19 protein-coding genes are annotated in these 23,132 nt (G+C 73.2%); 9 read left to right on the top strand and 10 right to left on the bottom strand.

All coding sequences use genetic code 11. The features are described 5' to 3' along the window. The first annotated feature begins 123 nt into the window (after window positions 1-123). The 4 genes from ACWF79_RS07275 to ACWF79_RS07260 all read left to right on the top strand — a co-directional run bounded on the left by ACWF79_RS07275 (window position 124) and on the right by ACWF79_RS07260 (window position 6,066). Complete coding sequence (locus ACWF79_RS07275; RefSeq protein WP_453727059.1) at window positions 124-570, top strand: N-acetyltransferase family protein; 447 nt, start codon at window positions 124-126, stop codon at window positions 568-570. Beyond that, the gene (locus tag ACWF79_RS07270) at window positions 567-1,835 is read left to right on the top strand and encodes an MFS transporter (protein WP_453727058.1); all 1,269 of its coding nucleotides are present in this window, start codon (window positions 567-569) and stop codon (window positions 1,833-1,835) included. Before ACWF79_RS07275 ends, ACWF79_RS07270 begins: the two co-directional genes overlap by 4 nt. A gap of 124 nt (window positions 1,836-1,959) precedes the next feature. Beyond that, entirely contained in the window at window positions 1,960-5,673 is a 3,714-nt protein-coding gene (locus ACWF79_RS07265) for a S8 family serine peptidase (RefSeq protein ID WP_453727057.1), read from the top strand. A 192-nt stretch (window positions 5,674-5,865) separates the two neighbouring features. After that, entirely contained in the window at window positions 5,866-6,066 is a 201-nt protein-coding gene (locus ACWF79_RS07260) for a hypothetical protein (protein WP_453727056.1), read from the top strand. Window positions 6,067-6,094: 28 nt separating this feature from the next. Here the strand turns inward: ACWF79_RS07260 and ACWF79_RS07255 are convergent, their stop codons facing one another. From ACWF79_RS07255 to ACWF79_RS07230, 6 genes are all read right to left on the bottom strand, one after another. Then, window positions 6,095-7,498 carry a carboxyl transferase domain-containing protein gene (locus tag ACWF79_RS07255; protein WP_453727055.1) on the bottom strand — a complete coding sequence of 468 codons (1,404 nt, stop codon included), beginning with the start codon at window positions 7,496-7,498 and terminating at the stop codon, window positions 6,095-6,097. Continuing rightward, window positions 7,491-8,963, bottom strand: coding sequence for an acyl-CoA synthetase (locus ACWF79_RS07250; RefSeq protein ID WP_453727054.1), 1,473 nt, complete (start codon window positions 8,961-8,963; stop codon window positions 7,491-7,493). Before ACWF79_RS07250 ends, ACWF79_RS07255 begins: the two co-directional genes overlap by 8 nt. Window positions 8,964-9,013: 50 nt before the next feature. Beyond that, window positions 9,014-10,201 carry an MFS transporter gene (locus ACWF79_RS07245; protein ID WP_453727194.1) on the bottom strand — a complete coding sequence of 396 codons (1,188 nt, stop codon included), beginning with the start codon at window positions 10,199-10,201 and terminating at the stop codon, window positions 9,014-9,016. Window positions 10,202-10,319: 118 nt separating this feature from the next. Continuing rightward, a complete protein-coding gene (locus ACWF79_RS07240; RefSeq protein WP_453727053.1) occupies window positions 10,320-11,939 on the bottom strand; it encodes a GAF domain-containing protein in 1,620 nt (539 codons plus the stop codon). Window positions 11,940-11,975: 36 nt separating this feature from the next. Continuing rightward, a complete protein-coding gene (locus tag ACWF79_RS07235; RefSeq protein ID WP_453727052.1) occupies window positions 11,976-13,019 on the bottom strand; it encodes a rod shape-determining protein in 1,044 nt (347 codons plus the stop codon). 215 nt (window positions 13,020-13,234) lie between these two features. After that, on the bottom strand, window positions 13,235-13,801 hold the full coding sequence (locus ACWF79_RS07230) for a hypothetical protein (protein ID WP_453727051.1): 567 nt from the start codon (window positions 13,799-13,801) through the stop codon (window positions 13,235-13,237). Window positions 13,802-13,923: 122 nt separating this feature from the next. On the opposite strand from ACWF79_RS07230, the gene ACWF79_RS07225 reads away from it, so the two are divergent. After that, on the top strand, window positions 13,924-14,724 hold the full coding sequence (locus tag ACWF79_RS07225) for an SCO2400 family protein (protein ID WP_453727050.1): 801 nt from the start codon (window positions 13,924-13,926) through the stop codon (window positions 14,722-14,724). Between the two features lie 16 nt (window positions 14,725-14,740). Here ACWF79_RS07225 and ACWF79_RS07220 read toward each other — a convergent pair whose 3' ends face one another. Continuing rightward, the gene (locus ACWF79_RS07220; RefSeq protein ID WP_453727049.1) at window positions 14,741-15,181 is read right to left on the bottom strand and encodes a MarR family winged helix-turn-helix transcriptional regulator; all 441 of its coding nucleotides are present in this window, start codon (window positions 15,179-15,181) and stop codon (window positions 14,741-14,743) included. Between the two features lie 97 nt (window positions 15,182-15,278). Between ACWF79_RS07220 and ACWF79_RS07215 the strand changes: the two genes are divergently transcribed. The 3 genes from ACWF79_RS07215 (at window position 15,279) to ACWF79_RS07205 (ending at window position 17,694) form a co-directional block, all read left to right on the top strand. Next, window positions 15,279-16,298: an NADP-dependent oxidoreductase gene (locus ACWF79_RS07215; protein WP_453727048.1), complete on the top strand. Its 1,020-nt coding sequence runs from the start codon at window positions 15,279-15,281 to the stop codon at window positions 16,296-16,298. A gap of 63 nt (window positions 16,299-16,361) precedes the next feature. Then, window positions 16,362-16,784, top strand: coding sequence for an organic hydroperoxide resistance protein (locus ACWF79_RS07210; protein WP_453727047.1), 423 nt, complete (start codon window positions 16,362-16,364; stop codon window positions 16,782-16,784). A 94-nt stretch (window positions 16,785-16,878) separates the two neighbouring features. Beyond that, entirely contained in the window at window positions 16,879-17,694 is an 816-nt protein-coding gene (locus ACWF79_RS07205; protein WP_453727046.1) for an EI24 domain-containing protein, read from the top strand. A gap of 19 nt (window positions 17,695-17,713) precedes the next feature. Here ACWF79_RS07205 and ACWF79_RS07200 read toward each other — a convergent pair whose 3' ends face one another. The 3 genes from ACWF79_RS07200 to ACWF79_RS07190 all read right to left on the bottom strand — a co-directional run bounded on the left by ACWF79_RS07200 (window position 17,714) and on the right by ACWF79_RS07190 (window position 20,541). Then, window positions 17,714-18,454, bottom strand: coding sequence for a carbon-nitrogen hydrolase family protein (locus ACWF79_RS07200; RefSeq protein WP_453727045.1), 741 nt, complete (start codon window positions 18,452-18,454; stop codon window positions 17,714-17,716). Window positions 18,455-18,528: 74 nt separating this feature from the next. Further along, window positions 18,529-19,722 carry a pyroglutamyl peptidase gene (locus ACWF79_RS07195; RefSeq protein WP_453727193.1) on the bottom strand — a complete coding sequence of 398 codons (1,194 nt, stop codon included), beginning with the start codon at window positions 19,720-19,722 and terminating at the stop codon, window positions 18,529-18,531. Between the two features lie 141 nt (window positions 19,723-19,863). Then, a complete protein-coding gene (locus ACWF79_RS07190; RefSeq protein ID WP_453727044.1) occupies window positions 19,864-20,541 on the bottom strand; it encodes a TetR/AcrR family transcriptional regulator in 678 nt (225 codons plus the stop codon). Between the two features lie 157 nt (window positions 20,542-20,698). Between ACWF79_RS07190 and ACWF79_RS07185 the strand changes: the two genes are divergently transcribed. Continuing rightward, a complete protein-coding gene (locus ACWF79_RS07185) occupies window positions 20,699-23,131 on the top strand; it encodes a beta-glucosidase (protein ID WP_453727043.1) in 2,433 nt (810 codons plus the stop codon). Window position 23,132: the final 1 nt, after the last annotated feature.

Genomic DNA, 23,132 nt, shown 5'->3' with positions numbered 1-23,132 from the left:
TCGTGGGTCTTGCCCACCCGTCCCTGGGGGGACCCCCAGCAACGATGGCCCACAACGGCGGCTACCCGTCGCCCCACCCGAAATAGTAAGGACCGAACGACTCCCCAGTCCTATACTCGCCCCATGTCCTCCCTCTCCGTCCGGCGCGCCACCGCCGACGACTCGCGTCGTCTCAGTCATCTCGTCCGGAAATCCGCCGCCTACCGGGGGGACTACGCCGCCATGGTCGACGGCTACACCGTCGGCGGGAGCTACATCGAGCACCACCCCGTATTCGTCGCCGTCGACGCCCACGACCGGGTCCTCGGGTTCTACGCCCTCCTCCTCGACGAGGCCGAGCTCGATCTCGCCTTCGTGGCCGACGAGGCGCAGGGGCAGGGCATCGGGCGGGTGCTCATGGACCACATGCGGGAGCAGGCCCGGGCCGCCGGGCTCGGGTCCATACGGGTCGTCGCGCATCCGCCCGCCGAGGACTTCTACCTCCGTACCGGCGCCCGCCGCACCGGCACCGTCGAGCCCGCCGGGCGGATCCACTGGGCCAGGCCCGAGCTCCGGTACGACGTCGCGTGAGCGCCACCGACAAGGCCGAAGAGGCCGAGCAGACCGACCGGCGCCGCGTCTTCGCCGACCTCACCCCGCTCCGTACCTCCGCCCACTACCGTCGCCTCTGGTTCGGCAACACCATCTCCTGGGTCGGCCAGGGCATGACCGCGCTCGCGGTCTCGCTCCAGGTGTACGAGATCACCCGGTCGCCGTTCTCCGTCGGCCTCGTCGGGCTGTTCTCACTCGTGCCGCTGATCGCCTTCGGGCTGTACGGCGGCGCCATCGCCGACACCGTCGACCGCCGCAAGCTCGGCCTCGCCAGCGCCACCGGCTCCGCCGTGCTGTCCGCCGCCCTCGCCACCGCCGCGTTCGCGGGGTTCCACCAGGTCTGGTTCCTGTACGCGATCGTGGCCCTGCAGTCGGTCTGCGCCGCGCTCAACTCGCCCGCCCGGTCCTCGATGATCCCGCGCCTGCTGCCGCCCGAGCAGCTGCGCGCCGCCAACGCGCTCAACTCGATGACAATGACCTTCGGCACGCTCGTCGGCCCGAGTCTCGGCGGGCTCATCGTCGGCGTCGGCGGCTTCCAGACCGCGTACCTCATCGACGCCGTCGCCTTCTCCGCCGCGCTCTACGCGATGTGGCGGCTGCCCTCGATGCTGCCCGAGCGCACGGGGACCAAGCGCGCCTCCGTCCTCGACGGCCTCCGTTTCCTCGCCACCCGGCCCAACCTCCGCATGACGTTCTTCTCGGACTTCTGCGCGATGATCCTCGCCCACCCCCGCGCTCTGTTCCCCGTCGTCGCCGTCCTCTGGTACGACGGCGACGCCACCACCACCGGCCTCCTCGCCGCCGCCCCCGCCGCCGGAGCGCTCCTCGGCGGAGTCCTCAGCGGCTGGCAGGGCCGCATCCGGCACCACGGGCAGGCGATCCTGCTCGCCGTCGCCTGCTGGGGCACCGCCATCGCCGTCTTCGGGCTCACCCGCAACCTCTGGCTCGGGCTGCTCCTGCTCGCGCTCGCCGGGTACTCCGACACCGTCTCCATGATCTTCCGCAACACGATGATGCAGGTAGCGGCGCCCGACGAGATGCGCGGCCGGCTCCAGGGCGTCTTCATCGTGGTCGTCGCGGGCGGGCCCCGGCTGGGAGACTTCCTCGCCGGGTCCGTCGCCGACCTGACCTCCCCGGCCGTCGCCATCACCGGCGGCGGGATCGCCTGTGTGCTCGCGGTCGGTGTTCTCGCTCTGTACGGGCGCGGTTTCCGCCGATACGACGCGCTCAACCCCACTGCCTGACATGGCGGTTGGCCGCCACGGCACATAGCCGCCAGTCCGTTCCGTATTCAACGGCCTCCGGCAGGAACAGACTCCTCGCGGCACCCGGAACCACCCCTTCCCCCGGGTGCCGAGGAGTGCGTCGATGATCAGACCTTCCGTCGGAGGAAGGGCCGGGCTGCTCGCCGCCGGCATCTCCCTGGTGCTGCTCTCGGCAGGGCAGACCGCCGCTGCCGGAGGCGCCGCCGCCCACGCCGTACCCGCCACCTTCAAGAACGCCGCCGCACAGAGCACCGCCGCACAGAACACCCCCGCGCAGAGCACCACCGTCACGCTCGTCACCGGCGACCGGGTCACCGTCACCGAACTGGGCGGCGGGAAGAAGACCGTCACCGTCGACCGGGCCGAGGGCGCCACCGGAGCCGTACGCAGCGAGATCTCCGACGGCCGGGTCACCGTCGTCCCCGACGAGGCCCGCCCGTACCTGGACGCAGGCGTCCTCGACAAGCGGCTCTTCGACGTCAGCGGCCTCATCGAGCAGGGCGTCACCGACGCGCTGCCGCTGATCGTGACCCACGGTTCGGCCCAGGGCGCCCGCGCCGCCGCGCCGCGCGGCACCCAGACCGTACGCGCGCTGCCCAGCATCGGCGGCGCGGCGGTGGAGGCGACCGACCCGGTCGCGTTCTGGCGGTCGTTCACCTCGACCGCCACCCGTTCCACGGGCGCGGCGGCGGGCGGCAAGGTCTGGCTCGACGGCCGGGTGGAGGCCGCCATGGCCGAGTCCAACGCCCAGATCGGCACCCCGAAGGCCTGGGAGGCCGGGCTCACCGGCAAGGGCGTCAAGGTCGCCGTCCTCGACACCGGCGCCGACCTCGGCCACCCCGACCTCAAGGACCGGGTCGGCGCGTCCAAGTCGTTCATCGAGGGGCAGGAGGTCGCCGACCGCGACGGCCACGGCACGCACGTCGCCTCGACCGTCGGCGGCAGCGGTGCCGGTTCCGGCGGCGTCGAGAAGGGCGTCGCGCCCGGCGCGGACCTCGCCGTCGGCAAGGTCCTCAGCGACGAGGGCAGCGGCTCCGAGTCGCAGGTCATCGCCGGCATGGAGTGGGCCGCCAAGGACATCGACGCGAAGATCGTCTCGATGAGCCTCGGCTCACGCGAGCCCAGCGACGGCACCGACCCGATGGCGCAGGCCGTCAACACCCTCACCGCCGAGACCGGCGCGCTGTTCGTCATCGCCGCCGGCAACAGCGGCGCCCCGGGCTCCATCGGCTCGCCCGGTGCCGCCGACTCGGCGCTGACCATCGGCGCCGTCGACTCCGCCGACCTGCCCGCGTACTTCACCAGCCAGGGCCCCCGCCACGGCGACTTCGCCCTCAAGCCCGACCTCTCCGCGCCCGGCGTCGGCATCCTCGCCGCCCGTTCCCAACTGGCCCCCGGCAGCGGCCTCTACGCCTCCATGAGCGGTACGTCGATGGCGACCCCGCACATCGCCGGCGTCGCCGCCCTGCTCGCCGAGAAGCACCCCGACTGGACCGGCGAACAGCTCAAGAACGCGTTGATGTCCTCGTCGAAGACGCTCACCGACTCCTCGTACGCGCTCGGCGCCGGCCGGGTCGACGTCGCCGCCGCGATCAGCGCGAACGTCACCGCGACCGGCTCCGCCGACCTCGGTTTCTTCTCCTGGCCGTACGAGGCGAACAAGCCGGTCACCAAGACCGTCACGTACACCAACCACTCCGACGCCGCGGTGGAGTTGAACCTCGCCGTCGAGGGCATACCCGCAGCCGTCGCGACCCTCGCCGACACCACCCTCACCGTCCCGGCCCACGGCACCGCGCGGACCACGGTCACCGGCGACGGCACCAAGGCCCCGGTCGGCACGTCCTCCGGCCGGATCGTCGCCTCCGCCGCCGGCACGGCGGTCGCGCACACCGCGCTCGGCCTGGCCAAGGAGGAGGAGCGCTACACCCTCACCGTCCACGTCAAGGACCGTGACGGCGCCGCGACCGCGGCCTCCCTGGGCGTCAAGCGCCTGGCCGCGGGCGAGGACCCGTTCCCGGCCGCCGTCGGCGAGTCCGGCACGCTCGCACTGCGCCTCAGGCCCGGCACGTACACCGTCTCCTCCTTCCTCGACGTGCGCGGCTCCCACGGCAAGGACTCGCTCGGCCTCGGCTTCCTCACCGACCCGGAGATCGTCCTCGACCGGGACCGCGAGATCACCCTCGACGGGCGGCAGTTGAAGGAGATCCGGGCCGAGGTCGAGAAGCGGACCGAGACCCGTCAGCTGCTCATGGAGTTCGACCGGGACGCCGACGGCGGCTCCTACGGCGGCGCCGTCCAGCTGCCGATCACGTACGACTCGATCTTCGCCGCCCCCACGCGCAGGCCCACCACCGGCACCTTCGAGTACCGGACGGTCTGGCGCCTGGGCAAGCCGCTCCTGGAGGCGAGCGCCGACGGCCGCCGGCTCTCCGGCGCCACGCCTCAGCCCGGCACGACCATGCTGGAAGGCAGCGAGCGGCTCGGAATCGTCGACGTCGGCACCGGTACGGCCGCCGAGTACGCCGGCAAGGACGTGAAGGGCAAGGCCGTCCTGGTCCGCGCCGGAGCGCTGACACCCGTCGCGGTCGCCCAGCTCGCCCAGGACGCGGGCGCCGCCCTCCTCTTCGTCACCGACGACGCCCCCGGCCGCCTCAACACCTGGTTCGGCACGGCGGAGTTCGAGGACCGTCCACTGGCCGTCGCGACCGTCAACGCGGCCGACGGGGCCCGGCTGGCCGAGTCCGCCGCCCGGAAGAAGCCGGTCGACGTGACCGGCACGCGCTTCACCCCGTACGTCTACGACCTCTCCGAGGGACACCCCGGCGCGATCCCGTCCGACCTGGTCTTCCGGCCCGACGAGGACGAACTCGCCACCGTCCGCTCCACGTTCCACATGCCGACCGGCCGCAAGGAGCTGGGAGGCGAGTTCCGCTACTCGATCACCGACACCTTCCCCGTGGGCTTCGGCTTCAAGGAGTACATCGCCTTCCCGGCCGAGCGCACCGAGTACGTCTCCACCGGACGCGGCCAGGGCTGGCACGAGTCGGTCGACCTGGAGGACTCGCTCGAACAGCGCGGCGGGATCAACGCCTACCGGGGTGACACCACGGCCCACCGCGAGTGGTTCAAGCCGGTCTGGCGCCCGTGGCTCGGCACCGGACTCGGCTGGGGCCAGCAGCGGGTGGGCAACGACCTGAAGTTCAACACGCCAGGCTGGGGCGACTCCGGCCCCGACCACACCGGCTTCGGCAACGTCTGGAGCGACGACTCGATGACCCAGTTCACCGAGGTGTACGTCAACGGGGTCCGGGTCGACCGCAAGATGAGCTCCGGTGCCTACGCCTGGGACGCCCCGGCGGAGGAGGCCGAGTTCAGGGTCGTCACCGACACCACGCTGGACCCGGAGCGCTGGCGGCTGTCGACCAAGGGCCACGCCGAGTGGACCTTCCGCTCGAAGGAGACCCCCTCCGACCGTCACACCTACCTCCCGCTCATCAACCTCGGCTTCGACGTCGACACCGACCTCAAGGGCGACGTGCGCGGCGGAAGCCGGCTGCCGGTCGGGATCTCGGCGGAGTACGTGCAGGGCGCGACCGGCACCGGCCGGATCGGCGGCGGCACGCTGGACGTCTCGTACGACGACGGCGCGACCTGGCAGAAGGTCACGCTCAAGAAGTCCTTCCGCGGCACGTCCTGGACGGGTGAGCTGCGGGTGCCGGACGGCGCCGCGTACGTCTCGTTCCGGGCGGGCGCGTCCGACGACCGCGGTGGCGCGGTCACGCAGGAGATCATCCGGGCGGTCGGCGTGAGGTAGCGACGCGGCCGGACGGCAGGCGGGCACCCCGGGCCAGGCCTCGGGGTGCCCGTCCGTCTCTCTCCCCCGGTCGGTGGGTGACGCCCGCTCGGATGGGTCAGGGAGTGCCCCGAACGCACGTCAGCGTTTGCCGACGTCCTATGCCGTGGTCAGGCTCCGAGGAGAGCAACCCCGCTCGTTCAGGAGGTTTCCATGCGTAGGACCCTTGTCACGTTCGCCCTGGCCGCCGCGGCCGTCGTCCTCGGCTCCGGTACGGCCCTCGCCCACACCGGCCCGGAATTCGACGGCCCGGACTTCAGCAACGACAACGACGTGGTCGTGTACGACGTCGAGGTCGACCACACGGTCGTCGTCTGCGGCGACTTCAGCCTGTGCCAGGGCGACGCCGACTGATCGTGTCGTGACAGAGCACGTAGCCCCCTCACGCCGAGGGGGCTTCGTGCTGCCCGACGATCCCGCGCACGATCCCCAGCTGGACGAGGTCCTGCGGGCGCAGCCGGAGCTGGTCGGCGGTGACCGGCGCCTGGTCCGGGGAGCGCTTGAGGATGGCCGAGGCGAGTTCGGGCGCGATGACGGAGAAGTAGCCGTCGGGCGTGGTCCAGGTGTTCTCCCGCGCGGCCAGCGCGAGGGCGCCGCCCGAGCCGCCCTCTCCTACCAGGAGCGAGGTCACCGGGACCCGTGCCTCGGCGACCGCCGTGAACGCGTCCGCGATGGCCGGGCCGGCCCCGGCCCGTTCCGCCTCGGCGTCGTTGGCGGCGCCCGGGGTGTCGATCAGGGTGAGTACGGGGATCCCGAGCCGGTCCGCGAGCCGGATCAGCCGGGCGGCGGTCCGGAAGCCGGCCGGGCGCGTCGCGGACCCGTCCTGCGCGGCGTACGCCACCGTCCGCCCCTCGTGCAGCCCGAACCCGCACTCCACGCCGTCGTCCACCCCACCGGCCCTGTCCCCCCGGACGGCCGCCCGCACGCTGAAGTAGGCGTCCAGATAGGCCCCGGCCCGGGGTCGCGCGTCGGACCGGGCCCGTACGACGGCCTCCCACCCGGTCCCGGGCGGGGCGGCCTCGGCGAGGGCGCGGGGCGGGGGAGCGGGGGTGGGCGTCTTCCTCGTGTCGCCGCCGGCGGGTCCGCCGAGCAGGTCACCGGGCTCGTCGCCGCCCGTCAGGAGCCGTAGCCACAGGGCGAGCGTCGTCCGCAGGTCGGCCGGGTCGACGAGCGCGTCCACATGGCCGTGGGCGTACTGCCCCTCCGCCGTGTACGCGGTCGGGTCGGCGTCCTGCGGCCGGACCCGGGAGCCCGCGAAGGCCACCTGCGCGGAGGGGAGGGCGAGGACGACGTCCGCGCCCGCGCCGACCGTGGCCCAGCCGCCGCCGGTCGACGGGTCGCGCAGGACCGTCACATGGGGGACGCCGGTGCTCCGCAGCCGTACCGTCGCCTCGGCCACGCGCTGGAGCTGGGTGAGGGCGATCATGCCCTCCTGCATCCGGCTGCCGCCCGTCGCCACGAGCGACACGAGCGGGGCCCGGTCCGCCGCGGCCGTACGGTACGCGGCGACGAGCCGGTCACCGGCCGACCGCCCGAGGGAGCCGCCCAGGAAGCCGAACTCGAAGGCGACGAGGACCACCGGCCGGCCGCCGATCGTCGCCCTGCCGTACAGGACGGACTCCTCCTCGCCGGTCTTCTCCGCGGCACGCGCGCGTGCCGCGTCGTATCCGGCCCAGCCGATCGGACCGTCCGGGCGCGGCGTCTCGTCCGGGCCCGGGGTGCGCAGCGGCACGAAGTCGTCGGCGACCAGCGCCACGACCTCGCGGGCCGCGAGCCGCTCAGCCACGGCGGGCCTTCGCGAGGGCTTCGGGCAGCGCCTTCTTCAGAAGCTTGCCCATGTCGTTGCGGGGCAGCGCGCCGAGGAAGTGGACCGTGCGCGGGCGCTTGTGCGGGGCGAGGAGCCGGGCGACATGGTCCGCCAACTCCTCGGCCGTCGGCGGCTTCTCCGCGTCCGCCGCCACCACCCAGGCCACGATCCGCTCCCCGAGATCCGCGTCGGCCTCCCCGGTCACGGCGGCCTCGGCCACCGCCGGGTGGTCCAGGAGCGCGTTCTCTATCTCGCCCGCACCGATCTTGTACCCGCCGCTCTTGATCAGGTCCGTGGCCTTGCGGCCCACGATCCGTACGTACCCGTCGGGTTCACGGACCGCCATGTCCCCGGTGCGGAACCACTCCCCGTCGAAGGCGGCGGCCGTCGCGTCCGGCCGGTTCAGATACCCGCTGAACAGGTTCGGGCCCTTGACCTGTATCTCGCCGACGCTCTCCCCGTCGCACGCCTCCAGCTCCGTGCCGTCCTCCTCCACGAGCCGCAGCCCCACGCCCCGCAGGGGCAGCCCCACGGACCCGGGGCGCGGTGGGGACCCGACGGGGACGGACGTGCTCATGAGCGTCTCGGTCATGCCGTACCGCTCGACCACCGTCCGGCCCGTCGCCGCCGCGATCCGCTCATGGTCGTGCACCGGCAGCGCCGCCGACCCCGAGACGAGCAGCCGCGCCTCGGACAGCGCCCGCACCAGCGCCGGGTCGCCGTCGAGCGCGTCCGCGATCCGGTGGTACATCGTCGGTACGCCGAACAGCATCGTGCCGCCGCCCGCGCCCAGCTCCCGGGCCACGCCCTCGACGGAGAACGAGCCGAGATGGCGCACCGAGCCGCCGCGCCGCAGCGGGCCGAGGATCCCCAGTATCAGGCCGTGCACGTGGAAGAGCGGCAGCGCGTGCACGAGCACGTCGTCCGCCGTCCACGCCCAGGCCTCCTCCAGCGCGTCCAGCGAGGCGGCGATCGCCCGGCGGGAGAGCACGACGCCCTTGGGCGGGCCGGTGGTGCCGGAGGTGTAGACGACCAGGGCGGCGGACTCGGGGTCGTCGGGCCCGTCGGAGAAGGCGAAGGCCGCGGGGGCGACCGCCGTCTCGACGTCGATCCGGGGCAGTTCCGCGAGCCCCGCCGGCAGGACGTCGTCCGCGCCCGCGAGCACGACGCCCGGGGTGCTGTCGCCGAGAATGTGCGCCAACTCCCGCTCGCCGGTGCGCGGGTTGAGCGGAACCGCCGGTACGCCCGCGAGCAGCGCGGCGACCACCGCGACCGCCGTCCGGGCGGTCGGCGTGGCCCAGACGGCGACCCGCCCCGCACCCGCGATCCGCGCCGCCACGGCACCGGCCGCCCTGCCCAGGTCCTCGTACGTGAGCGTCTCGGCGCCGAAGCGCAGCGCGGGTCGGTCCGAACCGGCCTTCAGAGCCGGGAACAGCACGTTCAAGGGTCGTCCTCCTCGCGTAGCGGGATGCCGAGAGGCATTCTTCCCGCGTGTCAGGGGCGACGCGCTGCGACCTTGCTCACCTCCGGGGCCCGGCTCTCCTCGGAGCTGGGCCGGATCGTCCGCATCCGGCCGTACGCGTACACGCAGCCCGCGAGCGCGAGGTCGGAGAGGAGCATGAAACCGATCGAGTACGAGTCCTTGGCGCTGTAGATGGCGCCCATCACCAGCGGGGGCACGAACCCGCCGAGCCCGCCCATCGCCCCGACGATGCCGGTGACGCTGCCGACCTGCGGCTGCGGCGTGACCTGCGAGACCAGCGCGAAGACCGAGCCGCTCGCCGTGCCGAGCCCGGCGGCCATGCAGAGCAGGGCGATCGTGCCGACCGGGTCCAGCGACGGGTCGAAGGCCTGGACGATGGAGAGGAGGGCGACGAGGCCGAGCGCGGCGGCCGTGACCAGGGCGGGGTGGACCCGGTCCGAGAGCCAGCCGCCGATCGGCCGGAAGACGACGGTGACCAGGGCGAACCCGGCGGCCTTCGTACCGGCGTCGGTCGGGTCGAGCTCGTACCAGGTCTTCAGGTACGTCGGCAGGTACACCCCGAACGCGACGATGCCGCCGAAGCCGATCGCGTACAGCGCCGACAGCTCCCACGTCACCCGCAGCCGGCCCGCCTTGCCGAGCCGGGTCCCGAGGGAGGCCGTGGGGACCGGACGGTCGGGGCGGTCGGTGATCAGGAAGACGGCGAGGACCGCGTACGCGGCGAGCGCGATCGCGACCACGACGAAGGGCAGGTTCTCGCCGTGCTGGGCGATGCGCGGCGTGAAGTAGCCGGAGAGCGCCACACCGCCCATGCCCATGCCGAAGACACCGAGCGCCAGGCCCCGCTTGGCGGGCGGGAACCAGGAGTTGACCAGGGGGATGCCGATCGCGAAGGTCGTGCCGCCGAGGCCGAGGAGGAAGCCGACGGCGAGCATCGCGCCGTACGAGTTCTTCGCCGGGATCAGCAGGAGGACGGGCACGATCGTGAGCGCCGACACCAGCGGGAACATCAGCTTGGCGCCGTAGCGGTCGGTGAGCGCGCCGACCGGGATCCGGCCCAGCGAGCCGACCAGGACGGGGACGGCGACGAGCAGCGACTGCTCGAAGGAGCTGAGTGCCAGCCGCTCCCCGTACCAGCCGGCCAGCGGTGCGATCAGGTCCCACGCCCAGAAGGTGAGCGCGAACCCGATCGTGGCCATGGCCAGGTTCCGGTAGGCGGCGCCGGAGGGCTTCGCGAGGGTGTCCACGCGACCAGTCAAGGTGGAGCGTCCGCTCGGGGCGCGCCGGATTGGGCCGTACGGGGGCCGCCTGACCGGTCTACGGCCAGTTCACCGTCGTCGGCGGGTGACCGTCGTCCGTGACGCGCAGGCGCGGGCCGTCCGGCGTCGCCGTCACCTCCACCCGGATCGCGGTGACGCCCGGCCGGCGGTGGGCGGCCGCCAGCGCGGAACGCAGGGCGGCGAGCAGCTTGTCCCCTTCGGCGGGCTCGACGAGGGTGTCGACCAGGCCGGCGAAGTGCACCGACGGCTGGAAGCCGAGGAGCGCCGCCGCGCCCCCGGTCTCGCGCAGCACCCGGCCCCGGAACGTCGCCGGGGCGTCGGCGGGAGGCTGCTGGAGGGCGAAGATGGCCGTCCGTACCTCCTGGATGGTGGAGTCCAGCTCGTCCACCGCCCGCCCGAGCAGCACCGTCTCGTCCTCGGAGCCGGAGCCGGAGCCGGAGCCGGAGTCGTCGTACGCGTCGTCGTCCGCGTCGGGACCCGTGTCCTGGGTGGGGCTCTCCGGGCGGGCGTCCGCCGCGCGGCGGCGGGTCGACTCCAGCATCATCTCCGTCGCGAAGAGCCGCTGGACCACGAGGTCGTGCAGGTCACGGGCGATCCGGTCACGGTCCTCGTACACCGCCAGCTGCTCCCGGTTGTGCTGCGCGTCCGCCAGCACCAGCGCGAGCGCCGCCTGGGAGGCGAACTGCGAGGCGAGCAGCCGCTCCACCGCCGTGTACGGGCGTCCGCCGCGCCGCCGGGGGAGCGCGAGCGTGCCGATGAGCCGGCCGCCGCTCTGCAGCGGCAGCATCATCGAGGGCCCGAACCGGGACCGTACGTGCGTGGTCATCCGCGGATCGGTCGCCGAGTCCTCGACGAACACCGGTTCCCCGCCGAGCAGTTGCTCCAGGACCGGAGAGCCCGGGGCGATGGTCGTCCCGACCAGGTCGCCCGGGTCGTCCACCGTGGAGGCCGCCACGATCTCCATCCCGCCCTCCTCGGTGGGCTGCAGGACGACCCCGGCCGAGGCGTCGGCGAGGATCCGCGCCCGCTCGGCGACCGTCGTCAGCGCGTCCGCCGCCGGCTCCCCGGCGAGCAGCGCCGTCGTCACCGCCGCCGCGCCCTCGATCCACCGTTCGCGCTGCCGGACGGTCTCGTACAGGCGGGCGTTGCCGATCGCGATCCCGGCCTGCGAGCCGAGGACCCGCAGCATGGACAGGTCCTGCTCGGTGAACGGGCCGCCGCGCTTCTCGGTGAGGTAGAGGTTGCCGAACACCTCGGTGTGGACGCGGATCGGCACCCCGAGGAAGGAGTGCATCTCGGGGTGGCCCTCGGGCACCCCGCCGGAGCGCGGATCGGTCGTCAGATCGTCGAGCCGCAGCGGCTGCGGGTCCTCGATGAGGACGCCGAGGAGCCCGCTGTGTCCGTCGGGCAGCCGGGGGATCCGCTCCCGCTCGGCGTCCGTCATCCCGGCCGTGAACAGCTCGGTGAGCCGTCCGCGCTCGGGGTCCACGACCCCGAGCGCCCCGTAGCGGGCCCCGATCAGTTCCGTCGCGGAGTCCACGATGTGCTGGAGCGTGGCCCGCAGTTCGAGGTCGGTGCCGACACTCAGGACCGCCTGGAGCAGCATCGGTAGACGGGGTACCGGTTCGGTCTCGTCGTCCGGGTCCATGAGTGACATGGGAACATTGTCATGCAAAACGGTCGAGCGGCACGGTCATTCCGTGTCGGACAGCGGGTCGAGGATCATCGGCTCGATCTTGCCCTCCAGCATCGCACCGAGCCCCAGGATCGCGCAGACGTCGGGGCGTTCGGCGATGTGCACCGGCATCCCGGTCGCCTCGCGCAGCATCTGGTCGAGCCCGGGCAGCAGCGCGCTGCCGCCGACCATCATGATGCCGCGCTCGGCGAGGTCGGCCACCAGGTCCGGAGGGCAGTCCCGCAGGATCTTGCCGATGCCGTCGAGGACGGCGGTCAGCGGGGTGTGGATCGCCTCGCGTACGGCAGCGGTGTCGACGGTCACCGAACGGGCGAGGCCCGTGGCGACGTCCCGGCCGTGGATCTCGGTGTAGCTCGGGCCCTGGAGCGTCAGGCCGTTGCCGCTGAGGGCGAGTTGCAGCGGGCGGACGGACTGGCTGGGCAGCATCAGCTCGTGCTGGTGGCGCAGGTGCTGGATGACCGCGTGGTCGATCGCGTTACCGCCCACCGGAATCCGCTCGGCGGTCACGATGGACCCCAGCGACAGCACGGCGACCTGGGTGGCCGCCGCCCCGCAGACCATGATCATGGTCGCGGTGGGCTGCTCGACGGGGAGGCCGCAGCCCACGGCCGCCGCGATCAGGGTGTCGACCAGCTCGACCCGCCGCGCGCCGAGACCGACGAGGGTCTCCACGGTGGCGCGCTGCGCGAGCGGGTCGCTGTCGTGCGGGGTGCAGGCTGCGGCGCGCAGCCGGGGCTTGCGGCGCAGCTGGCGGCGCAGCTTCTCGCCGAGGAGGTGACGGAGCATCCGCTGCGCCATCTCGATGTCCACGACGGTGCCGCCGGAGACGGGCCGGACGACCCGGATGTAGTCGGGGGTGCGGCCGGTCATCTTCTCGGCCAGGGCGCCGACGGCGATCAGCGCGCCGGTACGGGTGTTCACGGCGGCGACACTGGGCTCGTCGACGACGAGCCCGGCGCCCTTGACGAAGACCCGGGTCCGGGCGGCGCCCAGGTCGACGGCGACATGGCAACGGCGCAGCTGCTCAAGGCTGACGGTCACGGCAGATCCTCCGGAGTGCGGTGCTGGCACGGAGCGAGGTGGGTGGACGCGCTGCTGTTCCGGCGGTCCGTCTCGACGTTCAGTTCCGACGCCCTGGTTCGGGCGTGCTGTCGGGGGCGTTCTGTTTCGGCGTTCTGTTCGCATCGTGCGACCGGCTCCGGCGCGGCGCGCGCTGGGATGCGCCGCCCGGGGGTGCGAGGAGCCCTGACGCCCGGTCAGAGGAGACGCTGGAGCAGGCCCCAGGTGAACTCGGCGGCGCCCGGGGTGCCGCCCGGGAGGGTGAAGTCCAGGCGCAGCCGGGTCGGCGCGCTGCCGTCGCGCGCCCGGGCCGGCGGGAAGGCGTTGCCGACCTCGGCGACGGTGCAGCCCCAGGGCCGTAGGTCCGCCGCGGTACGCAGCTCGGGGGCGGGGCAGCCGGGCGCCCGGACCAGGCCGCAGCCCCAGACGTCCGGCGCCGTCCGGCGGCCGAGCGGGCCCACCAGGACCTCCCAGCGCAGGTCGGGCCAGAGCGGCAGCTCCCACTGGAGGATCTCGGAGGCGTACTCCTCCACCCGGCGGCGCGCCACGGGCTCGCCGAGCGCCGCGCGGTACCGGGCGAGTTCGCCCGGGCCCCTGCGGGCGTGCGCCCAGGCCTGCCAGCGCCGGTTCGCCTCGCGCATCGCGGTCCTCGTGGCCCCGAGGGCGCGGATCGCGTCCTCGACGAGATCCGGCTGGTGGTCGGCCATCCGGCGGAGCAGGACGAGCTGGAACTCGGTGGGCCCGAAAGGCTCGGACGCGGTCATGCGACCATCCTGCCCGAAGCGGGAGAATCGCGACGACACGCCGTCGACCTGGGGTTTCCTCACAGGATCCTCACGTTCCCGCCTACCTGTGGTGTCCCGCCGACACATACTCTGCGGCAGCCATGGACTACTGCCATCAGTGCCGACGGCACCTCAACGGCGCCCTCGCCTGTGCGGGCTGCGGTACGCCGGTCGAGGAGCTGCGGTACGAGCCCCCTCGCGCGACCGAGTACGCGGCCGAGGCCGAGCACGTCTACGAACTGGACGTCGTCGAGCCTCCGCGCCCCGCCTCGGGGGGCGGGCGTGCCGCCAGACGTGCCGCCATGGCGTCGGCCCCGGCCGGGCGCGGGGCCGCGCGCAAGGGGCGCCGGGCGCGCAGCCGCAAGGGGCGAAACGTTCTGGTGGGCACGCTCGGGCTGCTCCTCGCGGCCGGGGCGCTGAGCCTGACGAAGGTGGCCCTCGACCCGCCGGACGAGGGCGGCGAGGCCACCGCCGTGCAGGAGGAGGAGGTCGTCGAGACCTCGCTGCCGCCTGTGCCCTCACAGAGCGTCCGGCCGACGCAGACACCGGGCCCGGTCCGGGTCTCGACCTCGGCCTCCGCGGTGGACGCGGACACGCCCGCGCCCGGGCACACGGGGATACCCGGCGGGTCGGGCTCGGGATCCGGAGGCCGGTCCGGTGCGGGAGTCGGCGGTGACGGACCGGGTGGTGGTGGCGGGCTGGGCTCGGACGGCGGTCAGGGAGGCCCGACGAGCGCCGCGCCGAGCGATTCACCGTCCGCGCCGGGGTCGTCCGAGAGCCCCGGCCCGTCCGACACCCCGTCGGGGCCCGGCACGACCCCGACGGGTCAGCCCACCACCGGGGCGCCGACCACGCCCCCGCCGGCCCCCAGGCCGAGCTGCTTCCTCTGGATCTTCTGCTAGCTGACGGAGGGCGGCGTCAGAGCACGTCCTCGCCCAGCATCCGCTTCAGCAGGTCCCGCAGCAGCGTCCGCTCGACCTCCGTGAGCTGCCCGAGCGGCTCGCGCGCGAAGTCCAGCGACTCCCGCAGCCGACGGGCGGTGTCGAGGCCCTCCGGGGTGGGCGCGGCCAGCTTGACGCGGCGGTCGGCCGGGTCGGGGCGGCGCTCCACCAGACCGCGCGATTCGAGGCGGTCGACGATCCCCGTGACGTTCGACGGCTCGCACTTCAGCTTCTCGGCGATCTTCCGCATCGGCACCGGCTCCAGGGAGAGCAGTCCGAGGACCCGGGCCTGGGCGCCGGTGAGCGTGTGCTCCGAGGCCGCCTGCTCGTACTCCTCGTGGTACCGCGCCACGACCGTGCCGATCAGCTCGACGACTTCGACGGTCAGGGGGTCGGGGTCTGTGCGTGAGGTGGCCATGGGCACCATCGTACCCAGATACTTGACAACATGAAATATCCAAGCGCATGGTTGTTTCAGATGCTGAAGTAATTTCTCGTTCCAGGAGGCAGTCCCGATGTCCGTACTTCCCGCGTCCAGCCGTGAGTGGCACCTCGTCGCACGCCCGCACGGCTGGCCCACGCCCGCGGACTTCGCGCTCCGTGAGACCCCGGTCAGCGCCCCCGCCGAGGGGCACATCCTGGTCAAGAACCTGCACTTCTCGGTCGACCCGTACATGCGGGGCCGGATGAACGACGTGAAGTCGTACATCCCGCCGTTCAAGCTGGACCAGCCCATGGACGGCGGCGCCGTCGGCGAGGTCGTCGCGTCGAACGCGGAGGGCTTCGCCGTGGGCGACCACGTCCTGCACCGCCTCGGCTGGCGCGAGTACGCCGACGTCGCCGCCGAGCACGCGGTCAAGGTCGACGCGGCCCTCGCCCCGCTCTCCGCCTACCTCGGGGTGCTCGGCATGACGGGCCTGACCGCCTACGCCGGCCTCTTCGAGGTCGCCTCCTTCAAGGAGGGCGACGCGGTCTTCGTCTCCGGCGCGGCCGGCGCCGTCGGCGGCCAGGTCGGCCAGATGGCCCGGCTCAAGGGCGCCTCGCGGGTCATCGGCTCCGCCGGCTCCGACGAGAAGGTCAAGCTCCTCGTCGAGGAGTACGGCTTCGACGCCGCCTTCAACTACAAGAACGGCCCGGTCAAGGACCAGCTCCGCGAGGCCGCCCCGGACGGCATCGACGTCTACTTCGACAACGTCGGCGGGGACCACCTCGAAGCCGCGATCTCCTCGCTCAACGTGCACGGCCGCGCCACCATCTGCGGCATGATCGCGCAGTACAACGACACGGAGCCGGTCCCCGGCCCGCACAACATGGCCTTGGTCATCGGCAAGAGGCTGCGCCTCCAGGGCATCATGGTCGGCGACCACTACGCCCTGCAGCCGCAGTTCCTCCAGGAGGTCGGCGGCTGGCTGCGCTCCGGCGAGCTGAAGTACAACGAGACGGTCGTCGAGGGCATCGAGAACGGCGTGGAGGCCTTCCTCGGAATGCTGCGCGGGGAGAACACCGGCAAGATGATCGTTTCCGCGACCCGTTAGTCTTCCCTCAGCCGTCGCGATCGTGGGCGCGAGTCGCGGCGAACCAGCAGAAGGAAGCATCAGATGTCCATCCAGCAGTCTGACGTCCTGTACACCGCCGTCGCCACCGCCGAGAACGGGCGGGACGGCCGGGTCGCGACCGACGACGGTCAGCTCGATGTCGTCGTGAACCCGCCGAAGGCCATGGGCGGCTCGGGTGCGGGCACCAACCCCGAGCAGCTCTTCGCCGCCGGCTACAGCGCCTGCTTCCAGGGCGCGCTGGGCGTCGTGGCGCGCAACGAGAGCGCCGACATCTCGGGCTCGACGGTCACCGCCGAGGTCGGCATCGGCAAGAACGACGACGGCTTCGGCATCATCGTCAAGATCTCGGCGACCATACCGAACGTGGACGCCGAGACCGCGAAGAGCCTGATCGAGAAGGCCCACCAGGTCTGCCCGTACTCCAAGGCGACCCGCGGCAACATCACGGTGGAGCTCGCCGTCTGAGATACGCGTAGGCTGAAGAGGACCGCACTCCGACCGACCGGGGTGCGGTCTTCTTCGTACTGGGCCCCACAAGGCGCCCGATAGGGTGATCGACATGCGCGATTTCGGGGTCGGATTCGGTTTTCTGGTACAGGGGCAGAAGTGGGTGGGCCGGCACGGCCGGTGGTTCGGGTTCGGGCTGCTGCCGGGGCTCGTGACCCTCCTGCTGTACGTGGGCGCGCTCGTCGGTCTCGGCTACGGAGCGGACGACCTGACCGCCTGGGCGACGCCGTTCGCCGACGACTGGACCTCCCCCTGGCAGGGGCTCCTCCGGGGCTTCCTCACCGGCCTTGTCTTCGCCTTCGGGCTCTTCCTCGCGGTCATCACCTTCACCGCCGTGACCCTGCTGGTCGGCCAGCCGTTCTACGAGTCGCTCTCCGAGCAGGTCGACCGCTCCGAGGGCGGCGAGGCCCCCGAGTCCGGCCTGCCGCTCTGGCGCGAGCTGTGGATCTCCGCGCGCGACAGCCTGCGCGTGCTCGCCCGCGTCGCCCTGTTCGGCATCCTGCTCTTCGCCTGCGGGTTCATCCCCGTGGTCGGCCAGACGGTCGTGCCGGTCATCGGCTTCTGCGTCTCCGGCTTCTTCCTCGCCGAGGAGCTGACGGCCGTCGCCCTCCAGCGCCGGCGGGTCGAGCTGAAGGAGCGCCTCCGGATGCTCCGTGGCCGCCGGATGCTCACCCTGGGCTTCGGCGTCCCGCTGACCCTCTCCTTCCTGGTCCCGTTCGTCGCCGTCTTCCTGATGCCGGGCGCCGTCGCGGGCGCGACGCTGATGGCCCGCGAGCTGACGGGCGAGGCGGGCGCGCGGAACGGCGAGACCGGGACCCCGCCGGTGCCGTCCGACGCCCCGCGCCTGCGCAAGCACCAGGACGTCTAGGGGCTGCCTGTCCGGCGGCTCAGGGCCGGACACTCCCTCGGGGCCCCACCTCGGCCAGGGCGAACCCCTCCCTGTCGGGCCCCGCGTCGGCGATCCGCTCGCCGTCCGGGCCCCACGCGCCGCTCAGGCCCACGCACGGGCCCACCTCGCTCGGGCCGACGAGGTCGGCCAGCACCACGTACAGCTCGAAGTCCCTGGCCCGTACGGGGTACACCTTCTCGAACGAGTCGTTGTCGGCGTCCAGCGCCGAGCTCGCCAGATAGACCGTGCAGCCGTCGGCGGCGGCCCGCTCGGCGAGGTCGGGGAAGCGGTTGTCGTAGCAGGTGGCGAGGGCGAAACGGACGCCGTCGAGGGTGAAACGCCCGTCGGTCGTGCCCGGCGCGAAGACCTCCGCCTCGAAGCCGTACAGATGCGTCTTGTCGTAACGGGTGACGAGCCCGCCGTCCGGGCCGATGACGAGCGAGGTGATGCCCGGCCTGCGCTCCGCCCCCGCCGTGAGCACCGGCCCGTTGACGACCGCCGCCACGCCCGCGGCCCGGCAGGCCTCCCGCACCGGTTCGAGCCGGGCGTCGTCCTCGGTGAGGCAGCTGGCCGGAGTCGCCTGGATGAGGGTCGGTTCGTAGCCGGTGAGGGCGAGCTCGGGGAAGACGACGACCCGGGCGCCCTCGGCACCGGCCCGGCGGATCAGGCGGGCCGCCGTCCGCGCGTTGGCCTCGACGTCCCCCGCGACCGGGGCGAACTGAGCAGCTGCGACGATCATGCCCGCCATCATCCCGCCCGCCCGCCGCCGACGGAACCCCGGGACCCGGCCCTCGCGCGTCCTACCGCCCGCGCCTAGCGGGACGCGGCGGCCACCGTGACGATCGCCCGGACCTGGGCGATGATGTCCAGCCGGTTGCGGACGAACTCCGGGTCCGTGACCGTGCCCGTCGCCGGGTCCGTGTTGCCCGCGCCGAACTCCAGTACCGGTGTGTGCACATGGCCGCCGGGCAGCTCCGGCAGACCGAGCCGGTCGCGCAGCAGCGTCGCGCGGTAGGCGATCTCGTTGGAGAGGTAGTTCCCGCCGCCGCCCGCGCGGGCCGTGGAGCCCGGCGTCGGGCCGTCCGGACGGTTCACGGGGCCGGTCCCGCCGGCCGGGATCTCGGTCACCGCCGTGTTGTCCCGTACCGGGAAGCGCCCGGTGTCCGCCGCGACGATCGAGGCGTACGGCAGGGTCGTCACCGTCCACTCCGGCCGCGTGGCCGGGTCCTCCACCGGGACGGCCTCGGTGCGGGAGACGTTCTCGTTGTCGGGGAAGCCGCCCCGCCAGGCCCCGTTGAACCGCTCGATGTCGAAGCGCCCGATCCGGCCCTGGCTGACGGTGGTGAAGACGTCCACCTCCGGCAGGTGCGGACGCAGGGTCCGCTCGACCGTCCCGTCGGCGAAGTCCTGCCAGCGGACGGGGAAGACGGCCGTCTCGATCCGGGCGAGGCTGCCGTCCCGCGTCCGGGTCCAGGTGCCGTCCAGGGCGAGTGCGGTGGCCCCGGACGGGTTGCTGATCCGGATGTCCCGGTCGAGCGTGAACGGGTCGAAGCCGGTCAGCAGGATCCGCTTCACGCCCTTGCCGGCGGGAAACCGGATCGCGTCCTGGCCGCGCGAGGAGCGCTCCAGCCGGTCGAGGAGCCGAGCCCGCCGCTCCGCACCGAGTGCGAACCCCGGCTGCCAGCCGCGCAGTTCGCGGCTCATCGCGAGGCGCGCCCAGCACAGCGGGCGGTCGTCGTCCACGCTGAGGTCCCCGCGCACCCGGCGCCCCTGCGCCCGGTCGACGGCGTCCTTCCAGAGCCGCGCCTCGTGCCGTACGACCGCCCGCTCGGCCTCCTCGTACGACTCCGCCGTGGCGAGCGCGCGGGCGAACTCCGGTGCGACGGAGGCGAATCCACCGCGCCGCAGGATCTCCTGGGCCGCGGCCCGGTCGAGCCGGGCCTCCTCCACGGTGCCGACGGTGGCCGCAGGGGCGGCCGTGGCGGGGGGCGCGACGCCGAGCGTCAGGGTGGCGGTGACGAGCGCGAGACCGAGCGAGGCGTGGCGTATCCGGGAGAGCACGGGCGAGAACACGGGCGGGACCTCCGTCGAGTCGGAAACCGGCCCGCGCAGTATCCCGGCTCACCCGTAACTCCCGCTACGGCGCCCTCACTTGCCGCTCGGGTCCCCAAGGTCCCCAAGGTCCCCAAGGTCCCCAAGGTCCCCGAGGCCCCCGGCGTCCCCGACCTCCCCGAGGTCCCCAGGCTTTCCGGGGCCCGAGGGGGCGCCGCCGTACAGCAGCCGCAGGAAGTCGCGGAACGCCGCCGGCATGTCCACCGCCGCCGGGTCGAGCAGCCACTGGTACTGCAGTCCGTCCATCACGGCTGTCAGGATCGGCGCCGCGCGCTCCGGCGTCAGCCCGCTCGGCAGACGCTCGCCGAACTCCAGGCGCAGCACGGTCGCCATCTCGGTACGAACCTGGGCGTAGCGCTCGGTGAAGAAGTGGCGCGCCGGATGGTCCTCGGTCACGCTCTCGCCCAGCAGCGCCGAGAAGGTCTGCACGATCCCCGGCCGCATCGCGTTGTACTCGACGAGCGAGTCGATCAGAGCGAGCCGCCAGCCCTCCCGCGAGCCCGCGCCGCTCGTGTCCCACTTGTCGCGCTCCGCGAGGACCGCGACGAGCAGGGCCTCCTTCGTGGGGAAGTAGTGCAGCAGCCCTTGCTGCGTCAGCCCGACCCGCTCCGCGACGGCGCCGAGCGACGCGCCACGGTAGCCGCGCTCGGCGATCACCTCGAGGGTCGCGCGCACGATGTCCCCGCGCCGCTCCTCGCTCCTGGCCCGCACCATCGCCGTGGCCCCCTTTCCCTGCCGTCCGCCCGCCGAAGGTCCCTCGTCACGAGGACCGTACGCCATCCAGTAGTAACAAAACGATAACCAAACCTACCGATCTACAGGTAGGGGGTCCACGATGGGCCGCACACGACTTCAACGAGGAGGTACGGCCATGGCGGAGATCAGCGCGGAGACCGTCCGTGAGCAGGCCGTCGAGACGGCGCTCGGCAAGCTCGACCTGGACACCAAGACCCGGCTGCTGGGCGGACAGGACATGTGGTCCCTTCCCGCCGTGCCCGAGATCGGGCTGCGGTCCCTCGTGATGTCGGACGGCCCGATCGGCGTCCGAGGCGTCCGCTGGACCGCCGACGACCCCTCCGTCGCCCTGCCCTCCCCGACGGCCCTCGCCGCCGCCTGGGACCCGGCCCTCGCCCGCCGCGCCGGCCGCCTCCTCGCCCAGGAGGCCCGCCGCAAGGGCGTCCACGTCCTCCTCGCCCCCACCGTCAACCTGCACCGCACCCCGCTCGGCGGCCGCCACTTCGAGGCCTACAGCGAGGACCCGTACCTCACCGGAGCCATCGGCACCGGCTACGTCCAGGGCGTCCAGGACGGCGGCGTCGGCACGACGGTCAAGCACTTCGTCGCCAACGACGCCGAGACCGACCGCTTCACGGTGAACAACACGATCGCCCCGCGCCCGCTGCGCGAGCTCTACCTCGCGCCCTTCGAGGCCATCGTCAAGAACGCGCACCCCTGGGGCATCATGACCGCCTACAACCAGGTCAACGGCGTGACGATGACCGAGCACCACCACCTCGTCAACGAGGTCCTGCGCGGCGAGTGGGGCTTCGACGGCTACAACGTCTCCGACTGGATGGCCGCCCGTTCCACCAAGGGCGACATCGAAGGCGGCCTCGACGTCGCCATGCCCGGCCCGCAGACCGTGTACGGCGAGGCGCTCGCCGCCGCCGTCCGGGCCGGTGAGGTCGAGGAGTCAGCCGTCGACGCGGCCGTACGGAACGTGCTGCGGCTCGCCGCCCGCGTCGGCGCCCTCGAAGGCGCCCCGCCGGTCGTCTCCGAGCCCCCGGCCGCGATCGACGGCGACGCGCTCGCCCGCGAGATCGCCCGGCGCGGCGTCGTTCTCGTACGGAACGAGAACGCGCTCCCGCTGAAGCCGGGCACCGTCGCCCTCTCCGGCGCCGCCGCCCGCGATGCCCGGGTCCTCGGCGGCGGCTCCGCCCAGGTCTTCCCCGACCACACGGTCTCCCCGCTCGACGGCCTCACCGCCGCCCTGCCCGACGGCGCCCTCACCTTCTCCCTCGGCGCCGACCCGAGCGACGAACTCACCCCGGCCGATCAGGGCTTCACCCTCCGCGCCGTCTGCCGCGGCGCCGACGGCACCGTCCTCGGCGAGGGCTCGCTGCCCAACGGTCAGGTCCAGTGGATCGGCGACGACCTCCCGGCCGGCGTCACCCACGAGAGCCTCGCCTCCATCGAGGTCGTCGGAACCTTCACCCCCCGCGAGAGCGGCGAACACTCCTTCGGCACCCGCGGCCTCGGCGCCTACACGCTCACCGTCGCCGGACGGACCCTCTTCGAGGGCGTCCAGGTCATGGGCCCCGAGACCGACCCCTTCGAGGCGTTCTTCGGCTCCCCCGTCGAGCGCGGCAAGGTCGTCCTCACGGCCGGGGAGACGGTCGAGGTCTCCCTCCTCCACACCCTGGACAAGGAGTTCGCGGCCCCGCTGCCCGCCGTCATGTTCTCCTTCGTCCACCTCGGTCCGCGGCGCGACCCCGACGAACTGATCGCCGAAGCCGTCGAGGCCGCCCGCGCCGCCGACACCGCCGTCGTGGTCGTCGCCACCACCGAGCGCGTCGAGTCCGAGGGCTTCGACCGCAAGGACCTCGCCCTGCCGGGCCGCCAGGACGACCTGGTCCGGGCCGTGGCCGCCGCCAACCCGAACACCGTCGTGGTCGTCAACGCCGGCTCCCCGGTCGAGATGCCGTGGCGCGAGGACGTCGCCGCGATCCTGCTCAGCTGGTTCCCGGGCCAGGAGGGCGGCGCCGCGCTCGCCGACGTCCTCACCGGCGCCGCCGAGCCCGGCGGCCGGCTCCCCACCACCTGGCCCGTCGCCCTCGCCGACGTACCCGTCACCGACGTGACCCCCGTCGACGGGGAACTCCCGTACGGCGAGGGTGTGTTCATCGGCTACCGCGCCTGGGACAAGGCCGGCGCCACCCCGGCGTACGCCTTCGGCCACGGCCTGGGCTACACCACCTGGGCGTACGAATCCCTCGAAGTCACCCCCACCACGGCGAAGGTCCGGATCACCAACACCGGCACCCGCACCGGCCGCGAGGTCGTCCAGATCTACCTGGCGCCCGTCTCCGACGACGTGGAGCGCCCGGCCCGCTGGCTGGCCGCCTTCGCGAGCGTCGAGGCCGGCCCCGGCGAGAGCGTCGAGACCGAGATCCCGCTGCCCGCCCGCGCCTTCGAGATCTGGGACGAGAAGCGGAACGGCTGGGCGCACATCCCCGGCCCGTACGAAGTGCGGGCCGCGCACTCGCTCACCGACACGCGCCTCACCGCCACGCTGGACATCTGAC

This window comes from Streptomyces sp. NPDC054975, assembly GCF_053609105.1.
The sequence above is the reverse complement of the archived record's forward strand: the minus strand, read 5'-3'. Positions and strand labels throughout refer to the sequence as shown.

Excerpts from the sequence above, each read along its gene's own strand:
- ACWF79_RS07275 (WP_453727059.1), top strand. The coding sequence starts at position 124 with ATGTCCTCCCTCTCCGTCCGGCGCGCCACCGCCGACGACTCGCGTCGT.
- ACWF79_RS07265 (WP_453727057.1), top strand. The coding sequence starts at position 1,960 with ATGATCAGACCTTCCGTCGGAGGAAGGGCCGGGCTGCTCGCCGCCGGC.
- ACWF79_RS07260 (WP_453727056.1), top strand. The coding sequence starts at position 5,866 with ATGCGTAGGACCCTTGTCACGTTCGCCCTGGCCGCCGCGGCCGTCGTC.
- ACWF79_RS07245 (WP_453727194.1), bottom strand. The coding sequence starts at position 10,201 with ATGGCCACGATCGGGTTCGCGCTCACCTTCTGGGCGTGGGACCTGATC.
- ACWF79_RS07240 (WP_453727053.1), bottom strand. The coding sequence starts at position 11,939 with ATGTCACTCATGGACCCGGACGACGAGACCGAACCGGTACCCCGTCTA.
- ACWF79_RS07230 (WP_453727051.1), bottom strand. The coding sequence starts at position 13,801 with ATGACCGCGTCCGAGCCTTTCGGGCCCACCGAGTTCCAGCTCGTCCTG.
- ACWF79_RS07225 (WP_453727050.1), top strand. The coding sequence starts at position 13,924 with ATGGACTACTGCCATCAGTGCCGACGGCACCTCAACGGCGCCCTCGCC.
- ACWF79_RS07220 (WP_453727049.1), bottom strand. The coding sequence starts at position 15,181 with ATGGCCACCTCACGCACAGACCCCGACCCCCTGACCGTCGAAGTCGTC.
- ACWF79_RS07215 (WP_453727048.1), top strand. The coding sequence starts at position 15,279 with ATGTCCGTACTTCCCGCGTCCAGCCGTGAGTGGCACCTCGTCGCACGC.
- ACWF79_RS07210 (WP_453727047.1), top strand. The coding sequence starts at position 16,362 with ATGTCCATCCAGCAGTCTGACGTCCTGTACACCGCCGTCGCCACCGCC.
- ACWF79_RS07205 (WP_453727046.1), top strand. The coding sequence starts at position 16,879 with ATGCGCGATTTCGGGGTCGGATTCGGTTTTCTGGTACAGGGGCAGAAG.
- ACWF79_RS07200 (WP_453727045.1), bottom strand. The coding sequence starts at position 18,454 with ATGATCGTCGCAGCTGCTCAGTTCGCCCCGGTCGCGGGGGACGTCGAG.
- ACWF79_RS07190 (WP_453727044.1), bottom strand. The coding sequence starts at position 20,541 with ATGGTGCGGGCCAGGAGCGAGGAGCGGCGCGGGGACATCGTGCGCGCG.
- ACWF79_RS07185 (WP_453727043.1), top strand. The coding sequence starts at position 20,699 with ATGGCGGAGATCAGCGCGGAGACCGTCCGTGAGCAGGCCGTCGAGACG.